This is a genomic window from Acinetobacter sp. LT1 (genome assembly GCF_059800965.1).
In genome coordinates this window covers 13028-32939 of the sequence record NZ_JBBAXE010000012.1, presented here as the reverse complement: position 1 = coordinate 32939, position 19912 = coordinate 13028, and the positions used below count along the sequence as shown (strand labels likewise).

20 protein-coding genes are annotated in these 19912 nt (G+C 38.3%); 7 read left to right on the top strand and 13 right to left on the bottom strand.

Annotated elements, in window-relative coordinates:
* Position 1: 1 nt before the first annotated feature.
* The 3 genes from modB to WBW42_RS12800 form a co-directional block, all read right to left on the bottom strand.
* On the bottom strand, positions 2-694 hold the full coding sequence (gene modB / locus WBW42_RS12810) for a molybdate ABC transporter permease subunit (RefSeq protein ID WP_032057579.1): 693 nt from the start codon (positions 692-694) through the stop codon (positions 2-4).
* Positions 691-1476: a molybdate ABC transporter substrate-binding protein gene (gene modA / locus WBW42_RS12805; RefSeq protein ID WP_032057578.1), complete on the bottom strand. Its 786-nt coding sequence runs from the start codon at positions 1474-1476 to the stop codon at positions 691-693. The genes modB and modA overlap by 4 nt, the downstream gene beginning before the upstream one ends.
* A gap of 187 nt (positions 1477-1663) precedes the next feature.
* Positions 1664-2014 (bottom strand): winged helix-turn-helix domain-containing protein, encoded by a 351-nt coding sequence (locus WBW42_RS12800; RefSeq protein ID WP_032057577.1) that lies wholly within the window; start codon positions 2012-2014, stop codon positions 1664-1666.
* A gap of 218 nt (positions 2015-2232) precedes the next feature.
* On the opposite strand from WBW42_RS12800, the gene antA reads away from it, so the two are divergent.
* From antA to WBW42_RS12780, 4 genes are all read left to right on the top strand, one after another.
* Positions 2233-3648 (top strand): anthranilate 1,2-dioxygenase large subunit, encoded by a 1416-nt coding sequence (gene antA, locus WBW42_RS12795; RefSeq protein WP_019459119.1) that lies wholly within the window; start codon positions 2233-2235, stop codon positions 3646-3648.
* Positions 3649-3650: 2 nt separating this feature from the next.
* A complete protein-coding gene (gene antB / locus WBW42_RS12790; RefSeq protein WP_032057575.1) occupies positions 3651-4142 on the top strand; it encodes an anthranilate 1,2-dioxygenase small subunit in 492 nt (163 codons plus the stop codon).
* A gap of 12 nt (positions 4143-4154) precedes the next feature.
* Positions 4155-5183 carry an anthranilate 1,2-dioxygenase electron transfer component AntC gene (gene antC, locus WBW42_RS12785; RefSeq protein ID WP_032057574.1) on the top strand — a complete coding sequence of 343 codons (1029 nt, stop codon included), beginning with the start codon at positions 4155-4157 and terminating at the stop codon, positions 5181-5183.
* 447 nt (positions 5184-5630) lie between these two features.
* The gene (locus tag WBW42_RS12780; RefSeq protein ID WP_032057573.1) at positions 5631-6683 is read left to right on the top strand and encodes an AraC family transcriptional regulator; all 1053 of its coding nucleotides are present in this window, start codon (positions 5631-5633) and stop codon (positions 6681-6683) included.
* 55 nt (positions 6684-6738) lie between these two features.
* On the opposite strand, the gene WBW42_RS12775 is transcribed toward WBW42_RS12780, so the two are convergent.
* From WBW42_RS12775 to WBW42_RS12755, 5 genes are read right to left on the bottom strand one after another with little or no spacing between them, the layout of a single operon-like run.
* Positions 6739-7686, bottom strand: a complete 948-nt coding sequence (locus WBW42_RS12775; RefSeq protein WP_032057571.1) for a SphA family protein — start codon at positions 7684-7686, stop codon at positions 6739-6741.
* Between the two features lie 52 nt (positions 7687-7738).
* On the bottom strand, positions 7739-8269 hold the full coding sequence (locus tag WBW42_RS12770) for a flavin reductase family protein (protein ID WP_032003622.1): 531 nt from the start codon (positions 8267-8269) through the stop codon (positions 7739-7741).
* Between the two features lie 28 nt (positions 8270-8297).
* On the bottom strand, positions 8298-9536 hold the full coding sequence (locus tag WBW42_RS12765) for a styrene monooxygenase/indole monooxygenase family protein (protein WP_032057570.1): 1239 nt from the start codon (positions 9534-9536) through the stop codon (positions 8298-8300).
* 43 nt (positions 9537-9579) lie between these two features.
* Positions 9580-10365 carry an SDR family oxidoreductase gene (locus WBW42_RS12760; RefSeq protein ID WP_284105442.1) on the bottom strand — a complete coding sequence of 262 codons (786 nt, stop codon included), beginning with the start codon at positions 10363-10365 and terminating at the stop codon, positions 9580-9582.
* Between the two features lie 11 nt (positions 10366-10376).
* Complete coding sequence (locus WBW42_RS12755; protein WP_032057566.1) at positions 10377-11627, bottom strand: dienelactone hydrolase family protein; 1251 nt, start codon at positions 11625-11627, stop codon at positions 10377-10379.
* A 369-nt stretch (positions 11628-11996) separates the two neighbouring features.
* On the opposite strand from WBW42_RS12755, the gene WBW42_RS12750 reads away from it, so the two are divergent.
* Both WBW42_RS12750 and WBW42_RS12745 read left to right on the top strand, forming a co-directional pair.
* Entirely contained in the window at positions 11997-13208 is a 1212-nt protein-coding gene (locus WBW42_RS12750) for an OprD family outer membrane porin (RefSeq protein WP_370510456.1), read from the top strand.
* A gap of 16 nt (positions 13209-13224) precedes the next feature.
* Positions 13225-14568: an MFS transporter gene (locus WBW42_RS12745; RefSeq protein ID WP_032057563.1), complete on the top strand. Its 1344-nt coding sequence runs from the start codon at positions 13225-13227 to the stop codon at positions 14566-14568.
* A gap of 69 nt (positions 14569-14637) precedes the next feature.
* On the opposite strand, the gene WBW42_RS12740 is transcribed toward WBW42_RS12745, so the two are convergent.
* The 4 genes from WBW42_RS12740 to WBW42_RS12725 form a co-directional block, all read right to left on the bottom strand.
* On the bottom strand, positions 14638-15624 hold the full coding sequence (locus WBW42_RS12740; RefSeq protein WP_005069281.1) for an AraC family transcriptional regulator: 987 nt from the start codon (positions 15622-15624) through the stop codon (positions 14638-14640).
* A 327-nt stretch (positions 15625-15951) separates the two neighbouring features.
* A complete protein-coding gene (locus tag WBW42_RS12735) occupies positions 15952-16737 on the bottom strand; it encodes a 3-hydroxybutyrate dehydrogenase (protein ID WP_032057560.1) in 786 nt (261 codons plus the stop codon).
* A gap of 33 nt (positions 16738-16770) precedes the next feature.
* Complete coding sequence (locus tag WBW42_RS12730; protein WP_032057558.1) at positions 16771-18192, bottom strand: GntP family permease; 1422 nt, start codon at positions 18190-18192, stop codon at positions 16771-16773.
* Between the two features lie 397 nt (positions 18193-18589).
* Entirely contained in the window at positions 18590-18721 is a 132-nt protein-coding gene (locus WBW42_RS12725) for a hypothetical protein (protein WP_002113882.1), read from the bottom strand.
* Between the two features lie 81 nt (positions 18722-18802).
* Between WBW42_RS12725 and WBW42_RS12720 the strand changes: the two genes are divergently transcribed.
* Positions 18803-19231 (top strand): hypothetical protein, encoded by a 429-nt coding sequence (locus tag WBW42_RS12720; protein ID WP_032057455.1) that lies wholly within the window; start codon positions 18803-18805, stop codon positions 19229-19231.
* Positions 19232-19499: 268 nt separating this feature from the next.
* On the opposite strand, the gene WBW42_RS12715 is transcribed toward WBW42_RS12720, so the two are convergent.
* Positions 19500-19901, bottom strand: coding sequence for a J517_1871 family lipoprotein (locus WBW42_RS12715; protein ID WP_032057456.1), 402 nt, complete (start codon positions 19899-19901; stop codon positions 19500-19502).
* Between the last annotated feature and the right edge of the window lie 11 nt (positions 19902-19912).

The following is a 19912-nucleotide window of genomic DNA, read 5'->3' as shown; positions in this document are numbered from 1 at the left end:
TCTACCGCCCTAAGCGTTTCTTTTGATAACGATGAAACCACTGTGCAAACCATAGCGCTAAAAATGCCACGCTTAGCGATAAAACAATAAGTCGTTGAATAGCGGCCTCTGTATCGGGTTGTTGCATTAAGCTATACATGGCTAGAGGCAAAGTTCGTGTTTCATTAGAAATATTACCTACAAAGGTAATGGTGGCCCCAAACTCACCTAAACTACGGCAAAAACATAAAATAGCACCAATTAAAATGCCACTGCTGGCAAGAGGTAAAGTGACATGAAAAAATGCCCCTAAAGATGAAGCACCTAATGTCTTTGCTGCCATTTCTAAACGCTGATCGACCAGTTCAATCGCTAGACGAATAGATTGAACCAATAGCGGGAAACCCATCACTGCCGAGGCAAGAACGGCGCCTTTCCAGTTAAATGCAAAATCAATTCCAAGCGGTGCCAAATATTGCCCAATAACGCCGCGGCTACCAAAAACTTGTAAAAGCAAATAACCAGGTACAACAGGAGGTAACACCAAAGGTAAAAACACTAACGTTTCAATAAATGACTTACCCCAGAACTCTTTACGTGCCAAAAACCATCCCACACAAATTGCAGGAATAATACTGACCACAAGACAACTTGCTGCAACCTTACAAGAAAGTTGCAGAACGCTGAGCTCTTCTGGGGTTAAAGAGAACATCATGGTTTAACTGGGGTGAGCACACTAAAGCCATACTTTTTAAAGACAGCTTTGGCTTGGGTGCTTTGTAAAAATTGATAGAACTTTGCTGAGTTTGAGTTCTTTTTAATCATCCCTACAGGATAAATAATTGGCGAATGTGTATTTTCCGGAAATACACCCACTACTTTTACATCTTTACTAATTGCAGCATCAGTTGCATAGACAATACCGACTTGACATTCACCACGCGCAACAAAGTTTAGCGCTGCTCGAACATCTTCTGTTTCGACTAACTTTGGCTCAACACGACTCCACCAACCTAAGTTAGTAAAAGCTTGTTTAGCATATTTGCCTACAGGCACACTTTTAGTATCCCCTGTACAAATCTTGCCTGTAAACACTTTATTAGGATCGGTGGCTTTATCTAGTTTTATATTTAGTGAATGCCTTTTAGGGGTAATTAGAACCAAACGGTTACCTAGTAAATTTATACGGTCATTTGCTGCAACTCGTTTTTTGTTTTGCAGATAATCCATCCACTGGGTATCTGCTGAAATAAATACATCGGCTGGTGCTCCAGCTTCAATTTGTTTAGCTAATGTCGATGAGCCTGCATATGAAGTTTTGACTTCTACTTTATTCTGTTTTTCGTAAATTTTTTCTAAATCATTAATCGCATTCGTTAAGCTCGCTGCTGCATAAACGGTAACCGATTCAGCCTTGGCTGAGATATTAAAGAGCAATCCTATGCTGAGGACTGAACAGGCTAAAGCCAATTTTTTTATCTTCGTATCACTTACCATTATTTTTACCTTTTTGTCGTTTTTGCAGCGATATATACCCAAGAATATAGCGCTACACGAAGATTATGAAAAGTATAATTCGTTAAATATAGATGACTGTAATGCAGCAGTGCTTTTTCAGCATGTACTTTGGATTAAGCAAAAGCTATACCACATTAAAAAATTCAGTCGCTATGAAAGTTTTTATTTAGCCTTTTAAATAGCTACTCATGATTTGATAATCATGTTCTAAGGCTTGTCGAGCATTGATTTCCATTTGGCGGTAATGCTGTAAGACTTTCTGACCCAAAGCTGTAACGGCTGCCCCACCACCATGTGTTCCGCCTGTTTGAGTTTCAACTAAAGCTATTTCAAAGCACTGGTTCATCGTATCGACCAACTGCCATGCACGGCGGTAGCTCATATTCATAGATTTTGCAGCTTGTGAGATTGAACCAGTTCTCTCAATTGCTTCAAGTAAGTCTGCCTTACCCGGACCAAATGCAATGTTTTGCTCTAAAAGAATTCTAATTTGTAATTTTAAGTTTTGTTCTTTCATAGACTTAGTTCACAAAATTTCATTTTATGCTCTTTAACATTATAAGGAACTTTAATAGGTTAAAACACATACAAATTTAAGTCTCTACTCTTTCTTAAAAAGAGTTCAATTAAAAAAAATCAAAACTGCACAAAGTGGATAAAGATCTGGAAAAAACGGATAGAGGCTCAGGCTTAATCGCGGTTCAATCAGTTAAAAGCTGATTGGAGGATTGAGCAATGACCTCATCTAATTTAAAACAATGGAATGATTTTGTAGATGGATGTATCGACTTCCGTCCTAACGATGGCGTGTTTCGTATTGCACGTAATATGTTTACCGAGCCTGAACTATTTGACTTGGAAATGGAGCTTATTTTTGAAAAGGTTTGGATTTATGCATGTCACGAAAGTGAGATTCCAAACAATCATGATTTCCTAACAGTTCAAATTGGTCGTCAACCGATTATTGTGAGCCGTGATGGTAAAGGCGAATTACACGCGATGGTCAATGCTTGTGAACACCGCGGTGCGACCTTAACACGCGTTGCTAAAGGCAACCAGTCAACCTTTACATGTCCGTTCCACGCATGGTGCTATAAGTCAGATGGCCGTTTGGTTAAGGTAAAAGCGCCTGGTGAATATTGTGAAGATTTTGATAAATCAAGCCGTGGCTTAAAACAAGGCCGTATTGCCAGCTACCGTGGTTTCGTATTTGTAAGTCTTGATACTCAAGCAACAGATTCTTTAGAAGACTTTTTAGGCGATGCAAAACTGTTCCTTGATTTAATGGTTAACCAGTCGCCAACAGGTGAACTCGAAGTATTACAGGGCAAGTCATCTTATACCTTTGCAGGTAACTGGAAGCTACAAAATGAAAATGGCTTAGATGGTTACCATGTCAGTACCGTTCACTATAACTATGTCTCTACAGTCCAACACCGTCAACAAGTCAATGCATCAAAAGGTGAAGAACTCGATACGCTTGACTACAGCAAGTTAGGTGCCGGTGACTCAGAAACTGACGATGGTTGGTTTAGTTTTAAAAATGGCCATAGCGTATTGTTTAGTGACATGCCGAACCCAACAGTTCGTCCGGGTTACAGCACAGTTATGCCATATATGGTCGAAAAATATGGCGACAAATATGCTGAGTGGGCAATGCACCGTTTAAGAAACTTGAACTTGTACCCTAGCCTATTCTTTATGGACCAAATTAGTTCTCAGCTTCGTATTGTTCGCCCTGTGGCATGGAATAAAACTGAAGTCATTAGCCAATGTATTGGTGTTAAAGGTGAATCTGCTGAAGCACGCCGTAACCGTATTCGCCAGTTTGAAGATTTCTTTAACGTATCAGGCCTTGGTACACCAGACGATTTAGTTGAATTCCGTGAACAGCAAAAAGGTTTCCAAGCACGACTTGAACGTTGGAGCGATATTTCGCGTGGTTGTCAGTCTTGGGAATATGGTGCAACTAAAAACTCACAAGATTTAGGCATTCAACCTGTCATTACTGGCCGTGAGTTTACCCACGAGGGACTCTATGTAAATCAACATGGACACTGGCAACGCCTAATGCTCGACGGCTTAAATAAAAAAGCGCTGAAAATGCAGGATATTACTTTTGAAAACAATGCCGTAATGGATGAGGTGTAACCATGTCACAAGAACTACATTTTGCTGTATCTCAGTTTTTGTACAAAAAGGCAGAGCTTTGTGATGCTTATGACTGGGATGCCTATCTAGAGCTTTACGATGAAGATAGTGAATATCATATTCCACAGTGGATTGATGACCATAACTATGTTCAAGATCCAAATCAGGGCTTGTCTTATATTTATTATGCGGACCGTACTGGACTCGAAGACCGTGTATTCCGTATTCGTACAGGTAAAGCAGCATCTGCAACTCCGTTACCACGTACTTTGCATAGCATAAACAACATCCGAGTTAAAACATTGGATGATGGATTAATTGAAGCAAAAGTTGCATGGCAAACGCTTTATAACCGTCAAGGATTAGAAGGTTGTTTTTACGGACATGCCACTTATCTTTTACATCAAACAGCAGATGGTTTCCGCATTCGTCGTCAGCACAGCATTTTGTTGAATGACAAAATTGATTCCGTTTTAGACTTCTATCACGTTTAAGGGGAATGAAAAATGGGACATTCAGTTGCACTTAACTTTGCCGATGGCAAAACCTTTTTCATTTCGGTAAATAACGATGAATTGCTGCTTGATGCAGCAGTTCGCCAAGGAATTAACCTCCCGCTAGACTGCCGTGAAGGTGTTTGTGGTACCTGTCAGGGACAGTGTGAAACCGGTATTTATGAACAAGAATATGTTGATGAAGATGCATTAAGTGAACGTGATTTGGCTGAGCGTAAAATGTTAGCTTGCCAGACGCGTGTGAAATCAGATGCAGCTTTTTATTTCGATCATGATTCTGCTATTTGCAATGCTGGCGACACCTTAAAAATTGAAACCCAAGTGACTGCGGTTGAGCTTGTTTCTGAAACGACAGCAATCTTACATCTTGATGCAAGCAATCATGCTGAACAGCTTCAGTTTTTACCGGGTCAATATGCTCGTTTGCAAATTCCAGATACTGAAGACTGGCGCTCTTATTCTTTTGCAAATAGACCAAACGCAACCAATCAATTGCAATTCTTAATTCGTCTCTTGCCTGATGGTGTGATGAGTAATTATTTGCGTGATCGTTGTCAGGTTGGACAAACCCTACTTATTGAAGCACCACTTGGTAGTTTCTATTTACGTGAAGTACAGCGTCCACTGGTTTTTGTGGCAGGTGGAACAGGATTATCTGCTTTCTTGGGAATGCTTGATAACTTGGTTGAGCAGCCTAACTCACCTGCCGTTCAGTTGTACTACGGCGTAAATAATGAAACCGACTTGTGTGAACAACAGCGTTTACATGCCTACGCGGAGCAGCTACCAAACTTTAGTTATCACCCGATTGTGACTAAAGCAACCGAAGCTTGGCAAGGTAAAGCGGGCTATATTCATGAGCACTTGAATAAAGATCAATTGGCCGAGCAGGCTTTTGATATGTATTTATGTGGCCCACCACCGATGATTGAAGCCGTTAAAAATTGGTTAGATGAACAATCTTTGCAAAACTATCGTATTTATAGCGAGAAGTTTTTACAGAGCAATACATCACGTTGAAGTATAAATAATTTAAAAACCACTAAAACCTGAAATGATTCAATATACTCTTATAAGGGGTATATTGAATTTTTGCATTCAAATTAAAAGTTTTTATATATCAATAATATAAAACAATAAATTCCGACAAAATAAATTGACCAGCTCACTCGGATTTGCTATAAATTTTGATAGATCTTAAGGAATAAGATCATGATGAGATTAACTTATAGCACCTTTTATATCCCCCTATTCTATTTCTCGAATTTACTAAATTGATGGATAAAATCCGATGTAAAAATTTGAGAAAATCACATTAACTAGCGGTTAAATTGGTCTGTATTTTGCTTATATCTCATTGTAATTTACGAGTAACTTAATTTTTTAAGTGCCGTATTTACGTGTTGCAAAGCTAAGGTTTCACATATTTTGCACAGTAAATACAGGAGTGAGCCAAAAGGGATAAATATGAACCAAGCCAACTCCCCCGAACTCAGTGGACGTCATTTTCAAAATGAGTCGATCTTTACTGATCATAATTTGGTGTTTGATCACCACGATTTAAGTGAAACCTGCCGAAATGTAGGTCAAATTTTTAAACCACATGATCTTAAAATCTCTCATCAGAAGCGAGATTTCAGTGCAACCATGCACCATGTTAAAACAGGCGCATTGTCTATTAGTCGCTTGGAATATGGCGCGGATGTCATTATTGAACCAGATCACCTTGATAACTTTTACCTAATTCAAATTCCAACTCAAGGCTACGCAGAAATCGAGTTTGGTTCACAAAAGTTTATTTCTTATTCTCAAGTTGCATCTCTTATTTCACCTCAGCAATCTTTACGTATGCGCTGGCATGCGAACTCACCGCAGCTCATTCTAAAAGTTTCAAAGGATGATTTTACGTATCATTGCCGTCAGCATATTGCTGATTCAGAAAATAACTTACTCGTTTTCGACCCAAAATTAGACTTTTCTACACAAAGTGGAGCCTATTTTTTACAGCTCGTTAGAACCTTGATGGATGCTTTAGCCTGTGATCAACACCCGCTTCATCATCCTTTAGCCTTTAAACAATTTGAGTCAAATTTGTTTAATGCACTTATTTATGGTCAACCCAATAATGCGTTGCATAAAATAGACCAGCATAAAGAAAAAACAGTCTCTCCTTATTTCGTAAAGCGCACAGAAGCCTATATTAAAGAACATTTACATGAGCCGCTTAATGTCGAAATTTTGGCTGAACATGCAGGCGTGAGTGTGAGAACGCTATTTACCGGTTTTAAAAATTATTTGGGGACAACCCCAATGTCTTATTTAAAAGAGTTACGCTTTGAGCAAGCCCATTTAGAGCTGATGCACAATGAAAATCTATCGGTCACAGACGTTGCATTTAAATGGGGATTTAGCCATTTAGGCCGTTTTTCTCAAGAATATAAACGCCGTTATGGTGAGTTACCTTCGTCTACTCGCCGATCTGGTCACAGTGAAGGCTTAATTACTTCAACTTTTTCTTAAACTAAAATAGATAAAAGCCTTTTATATTTTTGATATAAAAGGCTTTTTTTATGAATTAAAAATGATGGACATAACGAACTTGTAGTCGTGTTCCCTCTGGTCGATTTTCAGCATCTTGCTCAAAATAAGCATTTGCAACCAAGTGATCATTTTTAGAAAAACTATACATCGCACCCAGACCAATCGCCCAGACTTGTTCACGTCGGCCTTTGACTTTTTCACCATCAACTTCGGTGTCCGTGACTTGTTTTAGCCAATAACCATTTAGTCCTAAGCGGAACTGTTCAGTAATGGCATAGTCTGTTGCGAAGTTTGCATGAATTGCTTGCCCTGCCTGCATATCATTTGCTCCAGCAAAAGCATAGCTTGGGTCATTATTCTTAAAGTTATAGAGATAATGAATACGTGTGGAAGCGGTCCATTTGGGATTAAACCAATATGTGGCAGCCCAATAAGGATCAAATGAAACAGCATTATTACTTGGGTTAATATCTTTTTGTTGATCGTATTCGCCCGTAGGTAAATTCACCTGAAATTCAAAACGATGTACAAATTTTGGCCCTTGTGCACGCATGACTGGATCAAACTGAATAAAAGGTCCAATCATAATGTCCCCAAAGCCACTTTGGGCTTTAATGGCAGCATTATTCAAGCCATCATCCATGTCCATTTTGCTGACAAAAGGAATTAAAAAATTTATACCTAAACTGGCTTTATCTTTTACTCGGACATTTGATAAATAACTAATCTGTTCAACCAGGACTTGATAATTTAAATCTGTTTTAGGTAAACCGAGTTTTTGTCCATTGGAATCGACCAGTTTATTGCTATCGTAATTTTGAAAATAGGTTTGAGCATACCAACCGGGCCCTGCGGGTAAACCACCATCGAGAAAGCTGGTCATACCTAAGTTTACGGTCGGTAAATCATAGGCATGTGTAATCAATGGCAAACCCAACAATATCCCTGCGAAAAATCCATGTTTAATTAAAGTGCTTTTCATCTTCTTATTTCCTATAAAAAATCACGACCGGATTGATCGTGATTATGGTGAATTAACCTGCTAATTCTGGATGCTCAGCGGCAATCCGATACTTTCCTGCGTGAAATACCAATGGTTCACCTTGGCGCTGTTGGTATTGTTCAATTTGACCAATAAAAATCAGGTGATCTCCGCCTTCATATTGATTTACATTGCGGCAAACCAAGGTTGCGAGTGCATCGGATAAAATTGGAACGCCAGCATTGCATTGTTGATGGGCAATGCCTGCAAATTTGTCTTCGGCACCTCGAGCAAAATGCCCCGAAAGCTGATGATGCTCTTGCGCCAACATGTGGATGGCAAAATATTCAGCTTCTACAAAATCAGACAAACTTGGCGCTGTTTTTGATAGACTCCACAAAATTAATGGCGGATCTAAAGACAGAGATGAAAACGAATTGGCTGTCATACCTATTTTCCGGCCATCTTTACCACGAGTGGTAATCACGGTAACGCCAGTTGCAAACTGACCAAGCAAATTACGAATTTCTCTTGGGTTTTCAGCATTAATCGCTTGTAAAGCTAAAGTTTCAATTGTGTCCATTTTTAATTCTCCCTTTGCTGTTTTGCCCTTAAGCCACTTTTGCTGTGGTTTTTGAGGCCAAGAATGCTTGAGCTTGATCTGCATCAAACCACCAAGGAGCAAATGCGCGTGGGTCATCAAAGTTATTGGCCATAATTGAAGCAATGCTCTGGTTTTGACTTGCAGCTGCTAGGAGTTCAACGACATGAGGCTCAGGTGGTAATAACAAGCTATTGGTCCAAGCCACGACTTTTTCTGCATAAGCCCAATAACGCTCAAAAGTTTGAACCATCCATTGTTCGCTAAAGCTTTGATTATCATTGGCTAAAATGGCATCGAAATAGATCTTGCTACACTTAGCCGCATTGTTTGAGCCTTGACCAGTAATTGGATCATTGACCACTAAGGCATCTGCCATGCCAAAAATCTTTTTGCCAGAGGGTAAGGTTAAAACGGGTTTGCGTACGGTCGGCGGGAAGCGCCCTGCCAAATATCCGCCTGCATCAGTCAACTCAACATTTGTGCAGCGTTCATATTCCCAAGGCACAAATTTCTTGAGTAAGTCCAAACTACATTGCAGATGTTGTTCAGGTGTTTTCACATCTTGCCAGCAATCCATCGGTCCATTTGGAATTCCTTCAAACACCATAATGTCGCAAGGACCATTGATGGTCAGTGCCGGAAATGAAAAGTATTCGCCGACTTCAGGAATAATGTTAAAAGTCACACGTGAATAAGGTGAAATTGGCTTCATGTTTTTGACGTAGGTCAAAGCCAAAGCGCGTTGAGGCTTATCAAAAACACTGCGCACATCATCACGTTCAAACTGTTTAACAACCTCACCTTTACCAGCAGCGAGTAATACAAGCTCATAGTCGTTTGCAAGTTGTTCTAACTCTTCTATTCCCACATCCTGAATCACCAATCGACCGCCACGGCGTTCAAATTCTTCCATCCAATATGGCATTTTGACGCGTTGATCGACCGATTGAGCGTAGCGCTCAAGACGAGCGCTCCATTCAAATGCTTTACTACCATTTTCAGGATTAACTAAAGCTAGCCCAATGCCTTCTACTGCTGGACATTGTTCTTCCCAGAAATTTAGTCCCAAGTCACGTTCAGTTTGTAAAGCGGTATGAAACATACACTGGCTTGACATGACTTTACCTTGACGGATTTCATCAGCAGTTCGGTTGGTAATCATGGTTACGTCGTAACCTGTATCTAATAACCCCAAACCAAGCTGTAAACCAGACTGTCCTGCTCCAACAATTGCAATACGGCGCATAATATTCTCCATAATTTTCTAAATGTGCTTTTAAAACGTTGTGCTATTCGGCTAAACGTGGAATAGCGGGCTGTGATCCTTCAGGGCCCATTACTGAATATCCACCGTCGACCGCATAATCTGCTCCGGTGACAAAACTCGCAGCGGGTGACAATAAAAACAAAACAACATTGGCAACTTCTTCGGGATGACCCAATCGGCCTAGCAAGTGATAATCGGCTGCCACGCTATCGGCTTTTTCACGGTTATCACCGCTGACTTCTGCAATGACTCGAGACCATGTCCAACCCGGAGAAACTGAATTGACGCGAATACCATCGGTAGCAAAATCCATTGCCATGCTTTGTGTGAGTTGACGTATTGCGGCTTTAGACACCGGGTATAACCAGCGCCCTGTTTGTGCCACTTTGGCCGAGATTGAAGTAAAATTAACGATTGAACCTTGCTGCTTTTTTAGGTCATGGTATAAAGCACGGCTCAGCTCAACTGTTGAGACCAAATTAATATCGAGTGCTTGTAACCAGTCCTGACGTGAAGATTTAAAACCATCATCTAAGTAAGTACATGCCAAATTCACCAAGTAACTCACTTCACCTAAATGTTGGTGAATATCTGCCACAGCTTGTTGAATAGCCACATCGCTGGTTAAATCGGTTTGAATAAACATCACATCATGGTTAAAGCTTTCTGCAATTGCCTTGCCTTTGGCATCAATATCTAAAATAGCGACATGAGCACCCGCACTCACCAAAGCTTGCACAACAGCTTTACCAATGAGTGTTGCGCCACCACTCACCACAGCGACTTTTCCTTTTAAATCTATATGCATTGCAATACTCCTTAATTGACTGGCTTGCCTTCACTACTTGACCAAGATGGCATCAAAGTATTGGAAGGAAGATCTTCATCAAGAAGTTTTCGCGCTGTCTCGACACCTGCAACTGGTAAGCCCGTTGGATCTAATAAACCAATTTGAACGAGTACCGACGCTTGATCCCAGTAAATATGCTCATGGCACAGTTTTGAGCCTCTGAACTGAATTACACCTAACATTGGAATTTCGACATATTTGCCAGTTGGCTTTACACCCGGTAATAACCAGTCAATTTCAGCATCGTGGGTAAAGCTCATAATGAACTCATCTACCACTTGCGTTGAGCCAACCGTACGAGAGATCGAAGTGATCTTCATATCTTTTGGATTTTGATGAACAAAGTGATATTGATAAAAACGGGCAAGCTGGCTTTGGCCTACACCACCAGTTAAGGTTGGAATATGGTTGACATAAGGTTCTGCAACCATTGTTGCCATGGTTGCGGGCACGTCACGCGTATCGAACTCATGACGAATATGCTCTTCCCATAGTGCAACTAAGTCATATTTCGGCCCAATCGTTTCATGTAGTGCTGTCACTGTACGCTCGTGGGCAAAACGAGCTGAAGGTTTGTGATAATGATTGCTTTTGGGGCGTGCAAAAGCATGATCAACACCTTCATAAATATAAGCTTGTACATTTGAATATTGGTTGGCTGCATCGACAATCGTTTGTCTCGCATCTGGCGGTGTAAATTGGTCCAGTTCTGCAATATGTAAAACCAAACGCCCCTTTACGTTGGCTAACTCATCTAAGGCTTTTTCAATGCCTACACCGTAATAACCTACGGCACATGCCACTTCAGAAAGTCGACAGCCTGAAAGATACGCAAGCTTTCCACCTAAACAATAGCCCACTACGCCGAGACCTGTAGAGGTATCACATTCTGGTTGTGTCTTTAAAAAAGCTAAGCTGTCCTCAATATCTTCAACACCGAGGTTTTCATCATATTGCTGATAAAGTTCAAAAGCTTTTTGAAAGTCATCTGGTGTATAACCGAGTTCAATATTAGGTGCTACACGCCAAAATAAATCAGGAACTAAAACGGTATAGCCTTCTTCTGCAAGAAATTCTGCTTTTTCTCGCATGGCTGCATTCACCCCAAAGATTTCCTGACAAAGCACAACTCCAGGTCCTTTTCCTGTTTTTGGTGTTGCTAGATATGCACTGAACTGCTTTCCAGATGCTGTTTTAATTTGAACGGTTTGACCAGCCATAGTGTCAACTCCTGACATTGTTATGGTTTTATCTTCTATCCGAATATTTTTTTAGGCTGTCCAAAAGCTGCAAGCACTATCCAATCTCTGCGCAATTATCAAAATCAATAAAAATGGATAAAACACAAAAAACAAGAAAACTAATAAATTTCATAACTTTAAATTAAAAAATTAAATTAATACTTTTTATCTAATTTGGAAAAAATGGATGAAGATTAGGACTTATTGGATAGTGACGATTGGCTAAAAATAGTTCAATCAAGTCATGTAATTCGTTTGATTACATAAAAAAAGCCCAGTCATTTTCTAAATTAAGGCGTTTTATTTATGCATCGACCATGGCCAATTTATGGACAACAAAAAACGTTAATGCTCATCAATATTTTATGTTGCAGTGCATTTTCTACTCAGGCTTATTCAGCGGATGAAGAATGGAAATTTACATCAAAAAATGCATATATAGACAGAAACTATGACAATCCAGATGTAAAAGATACAGGTAGCTGGTCACAATCCCTCTCTCTATTTTACAACTCAAATATGCATGATACGCCGTTAGAAATTGGTGGAACCCCGATTCAAATTGGCGCAAATGCTTCAGCACAATATGCGGTTCGATTAAGCCAAGATAAACATGTTGCAGATACGGTATTACCTTTTGATAAAGCCACGCAGTCACAAGCACCCGATTATCTAAAATATGGCGCGACCTTAAAGTTAGGCTATAACAAAACGCTACTCAGCATTGGCGAATTATGGCTGGATTTACCCGTAACCACTGTAGATGCAAGTCGGCAACTCCTGACATCTTATTGGGGAACTAACCTTAAGAGCCAACTAAACGATAAGCTTTTTGCAGAAATTGGCCGTATTGAAAAAGTATCACCGCGAAACGAAGAAGATTTCCATCGATTTTCTTTTACTTCAAAAGGTCTGACTGGCTACTCTGATGGCCTTAACTATATAGATCTTCGCTATCAATTTACGCCTACATTGAAGGGTGAATATTACTTTGGGAATATGGAGGATTTATATAACAAACATTATGTCGGCGTTGACCACCTATGGAAAAATTCTAATTTTTCAGTTAATTCAAAATTCAAATATTTCAATGCTAAAGATAATGGAAATCTATTTGACATCGACGCACAAAATATAGGGTTACTAGAAACGCTTAAAGTAAAAAATCACAGCTTTGGTGTGGGTTATCAGCAAATTATTGGTGAGTCTGCGTACCCGTTACCAGATGGTTTCTTGCCTGAAACTTATTTCATTAACTGGAACACGACTGGTTTCTTCAAACAAGATGAAAAGTCTTATCACTTCATCTATGGCTATGACTTTAAAGATTATGTGCCTGGTTTAAATACCACTTTCAAATATGTATATGGCGATCACTTCAAAACAGCAGATGGCTTAAAAAACAAAGAAAGTGAAGCAAACGTTATTGTCAATTATGCCCTTCAACAGCCACTCCTCAAAGGTTTAGCTCTTCAATACATCTTCATCAATTACGACGTTAAGCATGGAAACGATTTCTCTGAAAACCGTTTCTTCGTCAATTACAGCAAAAAATTTTAATGAATAAGGAATACATATGAAAACGATAGATGCAAACACGATTATCAATCGCGAAAAACTGTCTCCATTACAATGGATGGTTTTTATCCTAGGCTTTTTTGTCTTCTTCTGTGATGGTCTAGATACAGGGATTATCGGTTTTATTGCTCCAGCATTGCTCGATGATTGGGGAATTACCAAGCCTCAGCTTGCTCCAGTTTTAAGTGCTGCTTTAGTGGGCATGTCGATCGGTGCAATTATTTCTGGCCCTTTAGCCGATAAGTTTGGACGTAAAGGTGTCATTGTTTTTACAAGTCTTTTATTTTCCATATTTACGATTTTGTGTGGCTTTGCCAATTCAACCCAAGACTTAATGATTTATCGCTTTATTACAGGTGTTGGTTTAGGCGCAGCCATGCCAAACATCAGTACTATTGTCTCTGAATACATGCCTGTAAAACGTAAAGCATTCCTTACAGGTCTTGCTGGCTGTGGTTTTATGCTGGGTATTTCTTGTGGCGGTGTGTTGTCAGCTTATCTATTAGAAAGCTATGGCTGGGCTAAGGTTATTATTATTGGTGGAAGCATTCCCCTAATTTTAGTGGTTGCTTTATTGCTTAAATTACCTGAATCAACTCAATACTTAATTACACGTCATCAACAAGACAAAGCTCAGCGTATATTAGAAAATATTCAAGGCCATTCTTTTCAAGAGCCGGTAAAACTTGTTTTAACTCAAGCAGAAACTGTATCAGATGAAAATCCGGTTAAAGTAGTTTTAGGAAAATATCTTTGGGGTTCAAGCATGCTTTGGCTCTGCTGTTTTACTAGTCTTTTGGTGTTCTATCTTTTAACAAGCTGGATGCCAACGATTTTAAAAACAGCAGGTTTCAGTACCCAACAGTTTAGTTTAATTGCCGCGATTTTCCCTTTTGGTGGTGTAATTGGCGCAACCATTATGGGATGGTACATGGATAAGCTGAACCCAACCACAGTCATTAAATATTCATATCTAATTGCCTTCGCCCTATTCATTGTCGCAGGTCTAGTAAGCTCAAATATTTTCTTGTTAGGTCTTACTATTTTCTTAATTGGTGCCTTACTCGCTGGTGCTCAGTCCTCATTACTGCCACTTGCAGCTATGTTCTATCCAGCAGTGTGTCGCGCGGTTGGTGTTTCATGGATGCATGGTATTGGTCGTATCGGTGCAATTTTAGGTGCTTTCTTTGGCTCGCTCATTTTTACTTTTAACCTAAGCTTAAGCGGTATTTTCTTTATTCTAGCAATACCAACTTTCATCTCATTTATTGCACTTAGTCTCAAAGTGATTTATGAGAAATCTAAAAACAAACAAGTGTTAAAGCTCGAAGAAAGTTTATAAATATTAGGCAATAAATAAAAAACTGATTTAGTTGCCTAAATCAGTTTTTTTATTTGGAAAAATTAAACATTAGAAAATTTTGCCTTTAGTCTCACTTGGATTTTCTCCAAACTCTTCACGATATTCTTGAGAAAAACGGCTTAAATGGTTAAAGCCCCAGTCATACGCAAGCTTTGAAATAGAAACCTTTTTATCTGCTCCTGTAGTGCTCAAGATTTTGTAAATTTGTTGAAGACGATATTTTTTCAAATACGACATTGGGCTGGTGCCGTAGTATTGTTGAAATTCATCATACAATTTTGATTTTGAAACCCCAGCCAAACGCTGCAAGTCTTCTGCACAGATTTCTTCGTGAGCATGTTCAATAATAAAATTACGAACCTTTCGAATATAAGCTGGCTCATCTTGATGTGAGAGTGACTTTAAAGCTTCAGAGTAGTTGTTTTCTTGAGATAATAGTAAGGCTTTAATTACAAAATTTTCATAGTCTTCAGATAACATCTGTAAACCATAAAAATTACTATATTGCGATTTTAGCTGTAAAAAATTCTGAATATTCTTCCACCACGCTCCAATCAGTTGCTCAGAGTCTAAGTGCATTTCAGGGTTAAAAATGATAGGCGTTTCTATAGGTTTATTCAGTAGATCTGCAAGGACAATCTGCATACTCCGCTCAGGAATAACGACCTGAAATTTTCTACAGTCTTTATCGATAATCAAATCTTGCTGATCGTTATTTGAAACAATGAGGCCTCTGTTTTCATCAGATTGATAATGGGCACCACGAATGTTGAGAGCTTGTCGACCTTGTATAGGCAAACTAATGCTATACGCTTTTAAATTTGAGATGTTGATGGCAACATTTGCACCATAACTGATTGTTCCGATCGCCATTTTTTTATTGGGCAAACGCATTCCGTCATAGTGAAAATCGAGAGTGTCTTTGTAAATTGTATCTAGACGGTGTTCACCACAAATTGTGGACATCAAATTCTGCGCAAATTCAGCTTTGCGTGAATAATGATTGAGTTCCATCTGTTGGCTGAGTGATATCATATCCTTTTCACCTAGCTAAATAACTTATTGCTTAAAAAGCAACTTGTATGCCAATTAATATCCTTTAATTGACGAGTTTTCCTGAAAAATATCGAATCAAGAAAGAGAGTAAAGATTACTTTCTCATACTCTATTAAATTTTAAAAATGGAAATAAGTTAAATACCTTTAAAGTATAATTTCATACCTTAAAAAATTTATTTTATTAGATTTTTATAAGCAAATAGAGTAGAGATAAATCATTATTTTGAACAGCAGACTATCGTAAATTTTTAACGAATAAAAAAGCCGCCTATTTTAAATAAGCGGCTTTTATAAAATATTTAAATTATTGAGCGGTGTAACCACCATCCATAACAACAGCTTGGCCTGTTACCCCACCTGCTTTGCTACTCGCAAGGAAAATCGCATAGTCAGCAATTTCTTCAACAGATAGCAAACGCTTTTGAGGAACCATTGCCAAAATTACATCTTCAAGTGCGCTGTCTAAACTCACATTACGGGTTTTAGCCAAATCTGCAATTTGACCACGAACCAACGGTGTATCTACATAACCCGGGCATAGAGCATTTACCGTAATACCATCGCGTGCACATTCTAATGCCGCAACTTTTGTTAGGCCAATTACGCCGTGTTTAGCACTGTTATAACCTGCTTTTCCAGCGAAACCAATCAAGCCATTAATTGAGGCCATATTAATAATACGACCATATTTTTGAGCTTTCATAATTGGAAAAACATGTTTAATGCCAATAAACGCCCCAGTTAACATGACCTGAACCAACTTTTGAAAAACAGCCGTTGGAAACTCTTCAATAGATGAAACGTGTTGGAAACCAGCATTATTAATTAAGATATCAACCGTACCAAAAGTCTTTTGAGTAAGCTCAATGGCTTGTTTATAAGCATCTTCATCAGTCACATCGCATGGTGCAGATAATGCATCAAAACCTTGCTCTTTAAGTGAGTTCGCCGTTTCTTGACACTTTTCAGCATTCATATCAGAAATAGCAACTTTGGCACCTTCTTGAGCAAATTTCTTAGCAATCTCTAGACCGATACCACTTGCAGAACCTGTAATAAAAGCGACCTTACCTTCTAAAAGTTTCGTCATCTATTTACTCCTTAATACTTATAACGCGCTGATTTAAACAATACCCGTTACGGTAAAGACCGTAATGACCACAAATACCGCTAATGTTTTAATTACCGTAACTGCAAAAATATCTTTATACGATTGTTTATGGGTTAACCCAGTAACAGCCAGTAAAGTAATAACAGCACCATTATGCGGAAGTGTATCCATACCGCCTGACGCCATCGCAACCACACGGTGCATGACTTCTGGTGGAATACCCGCAGCTAAAATCGCGGCGTTATATTGTTCAGCCATCGCACTTAAAGCGATACTCATACCACCTGAAGCTGAACCGGTAATACCCGCTAAAACGGTTGTGGTCACAGCCCCATTGACTAATGGATTTGTAAAGGTACTGCTCATTGCATGGCTAATCAGAGCAAAACCCGGTAATGACGCAATAATTGCACCGAAACCATACTCAGAAGCCGTATTCATCACTGCTAAAAGTGAGCCACCAATACTGGCATTAATGCCCTCTTTAAAATTCGTCACTACACGCTGATAATCAAACAAAATTGCAGAAATAATCCCAACAATCAGCGCAAGGCCCACCGCCCAGATCGCACCAGTTTTCGCAACATCCACGGTGTAATCCGCTAGACCGACAGTGGCAAAATCAAAACCATTTGGATACCACTCTTTGATTGCTTTAGACAAATATTTGTTCATTACAGCAACAAGAATAAGAGGTACAAAAGCTAAAAACTGACGCGCCGTACTTCCGTTATTTTGTAAGTTCATATCGGCTTCAATTTCTTGAGACGGCGTATCGTCTACACCAAAACCAGAGTATCCCTCACCAGCTTTTACAGCTGCACGGCGACGCCATTCTAAGTAAGCCAAACCCATGCATAGAACAAAGATAGCACCGATAATTCCTAGAAATGGTGCAGCATAAATATTGGTGCCAAAGAATGTAGTTGGAATTACGTTTTGAATTTGTGGCGTACCTGGTAATGCATCCATGGTAAATGTAAATGCACCGAGCGCGATGGTTCCCGGAATTAAACGTTTTGGAATATTCGCTTGTCTAAAAAGCTGGTTTGCAAAAGGATAAATGGCAAATACAGCAACAAATAAACTTACACCGCTATATGTTAAAATTGCACCTAACAATACAACGGTTAAAATTGCTTTTTTTGCTCCAATCCATCTCACAATAGTTCGTGCAATAGACTCAGCAATTCCTGACATCTCAACGACTTTACCGAAAATTGCCCCGAGTAAAAATACAAGAAAGTAATCTTTAATAAAGTTCACCATTTTGGGCATAAATACACCCGAATAAAACGGTAAGACATTGGCAGGGTTAATGAGTAGAACAGCAAGTAAGGCACAAATTGGTGCCATGAGAATGACTGAAAAGCCCTTGTAAGCTGTATACATTAACAGCCCAAGCGAAAGTAGAATTACAAATAATTCCCACATATATTCTTTCTCCATAAAGAATAGATATTAGGTTCAATAAAATTACCAAAAGATATTTAGGTTATCCCAAACCTAAAATGATAAAATCACAGTATCTATAAGTGGTAATAGGTAAATGAGCTTAAAAATAAAATATCACTAAAATATTTAAAAACAATGTAATTTATTTAAATTTTAAAATATACATACAATACAAACATTTAAGTTAATTTGTTAGTAAAATTTTATTATTTAAAAGCTATTATTATTTGATAAAACTTATTAATTGTTGAGTAAATTAAATTAATACCAAACATATTATTTAATAAAGATAATTAAATAATATATTTTTTAAAATAATTTGATAAATATAATTCATCTTATTCTTTTGAAATATTGCGCAGATAATTTTTTATCTTTATTTGAATAAAGCAATTTGAAGCTTAATCATCAAAAGATTAGAACAGGAATATAGAGTCGTGTTTTTAATATTCTCATCTTTACTCGAAAACGGCGCTTGTTTATTAAAGATAACTTCTACTTCTGTCACTAGAGTTAGACAATGTAATGAATACTATTACATGTCTACTGATAGAATTTATAATTTAGACTTTTCACTAGTATATAAGTTATGAATAAAAGAAATATTTTGTTCACTCTTCAAACTGGATTGATCATCCTACTTAATGGATGTACCGATACTTCTCTGGCTCAAAATAAGGTTATTGTTCCAAAAATTGGTTACTCTGGTAATGCTGATAATGCAAGCTATAGTGAGGCACAAATCAAGATTGAAGGCTCTTGTGTTTATTTAATGAATACAAATGATCGAGTGATTCCTATTTTTGCAACTAAAGATGCTCATTGGAATAGCAATAAGTATCTTTTAATTGTTGACTCAAAAGAATATAAAGATGGTGACACGATTGCTTATGGGAGCGGAGAAGCTTATCCCGTTAATTTGAACAACTACAAATGGATAATTAAACCTGATACTACATGTGATTTAAGTAAAGGCGTTATTATCAATCAATTTATAGAACCTCTTACTAAAAACTAAAGAAAAAAGCCCCTATATGAAAATTCAAATCTTAGCCTCTTTAACTGCTTTTAGCCTAACATCTTGCATGGTAAAGCCTACTATAACTAACCATGAAGAGGTTTCTATTCAACCGATACTTATTACAAGCAATACGAAAAGTAATATTTCAATGATGGCTTCAGCACATGGAAAGCTTATAGCAGATAAAAATGGATGTATCAGACTGGGCGATGAAAAAGGTCCGTTGATTATTTGGCCTTATGGCAGCAAATTTATAAAGTGGTATCTATATTTCTTTAACACATTTTAGTGAAGCTGCCTTTAAGTCGTTATCAGCTTTATAAATCATATTTGAAGTAGAGGCACTTAAAATTGTTCTAGCTTCGAGTATATCTTTGTTAAGAAACTTAACTTCTAAAACCATACCATTTTGAAGATAAATTATATTATTAAAATACTTAACTTTATTGAATACTACATGTCCACTAGTATCGTCGCAAAGTATTCCATTACCATCTGCGTCAAGTTTTATGGTTGATATGCTTGGGCCGATTGAAATCGTCCATACCCCTGACACTAGAGGTATAGAAGGCTGTATTTCGCTAAATTTATTATTAGTAATTTGGGTAGTTGGGCTTACACATCCACTTAATGAAAAAATTAAGCTTAATGAAATTATCTTTTTCATGAAATTACTCC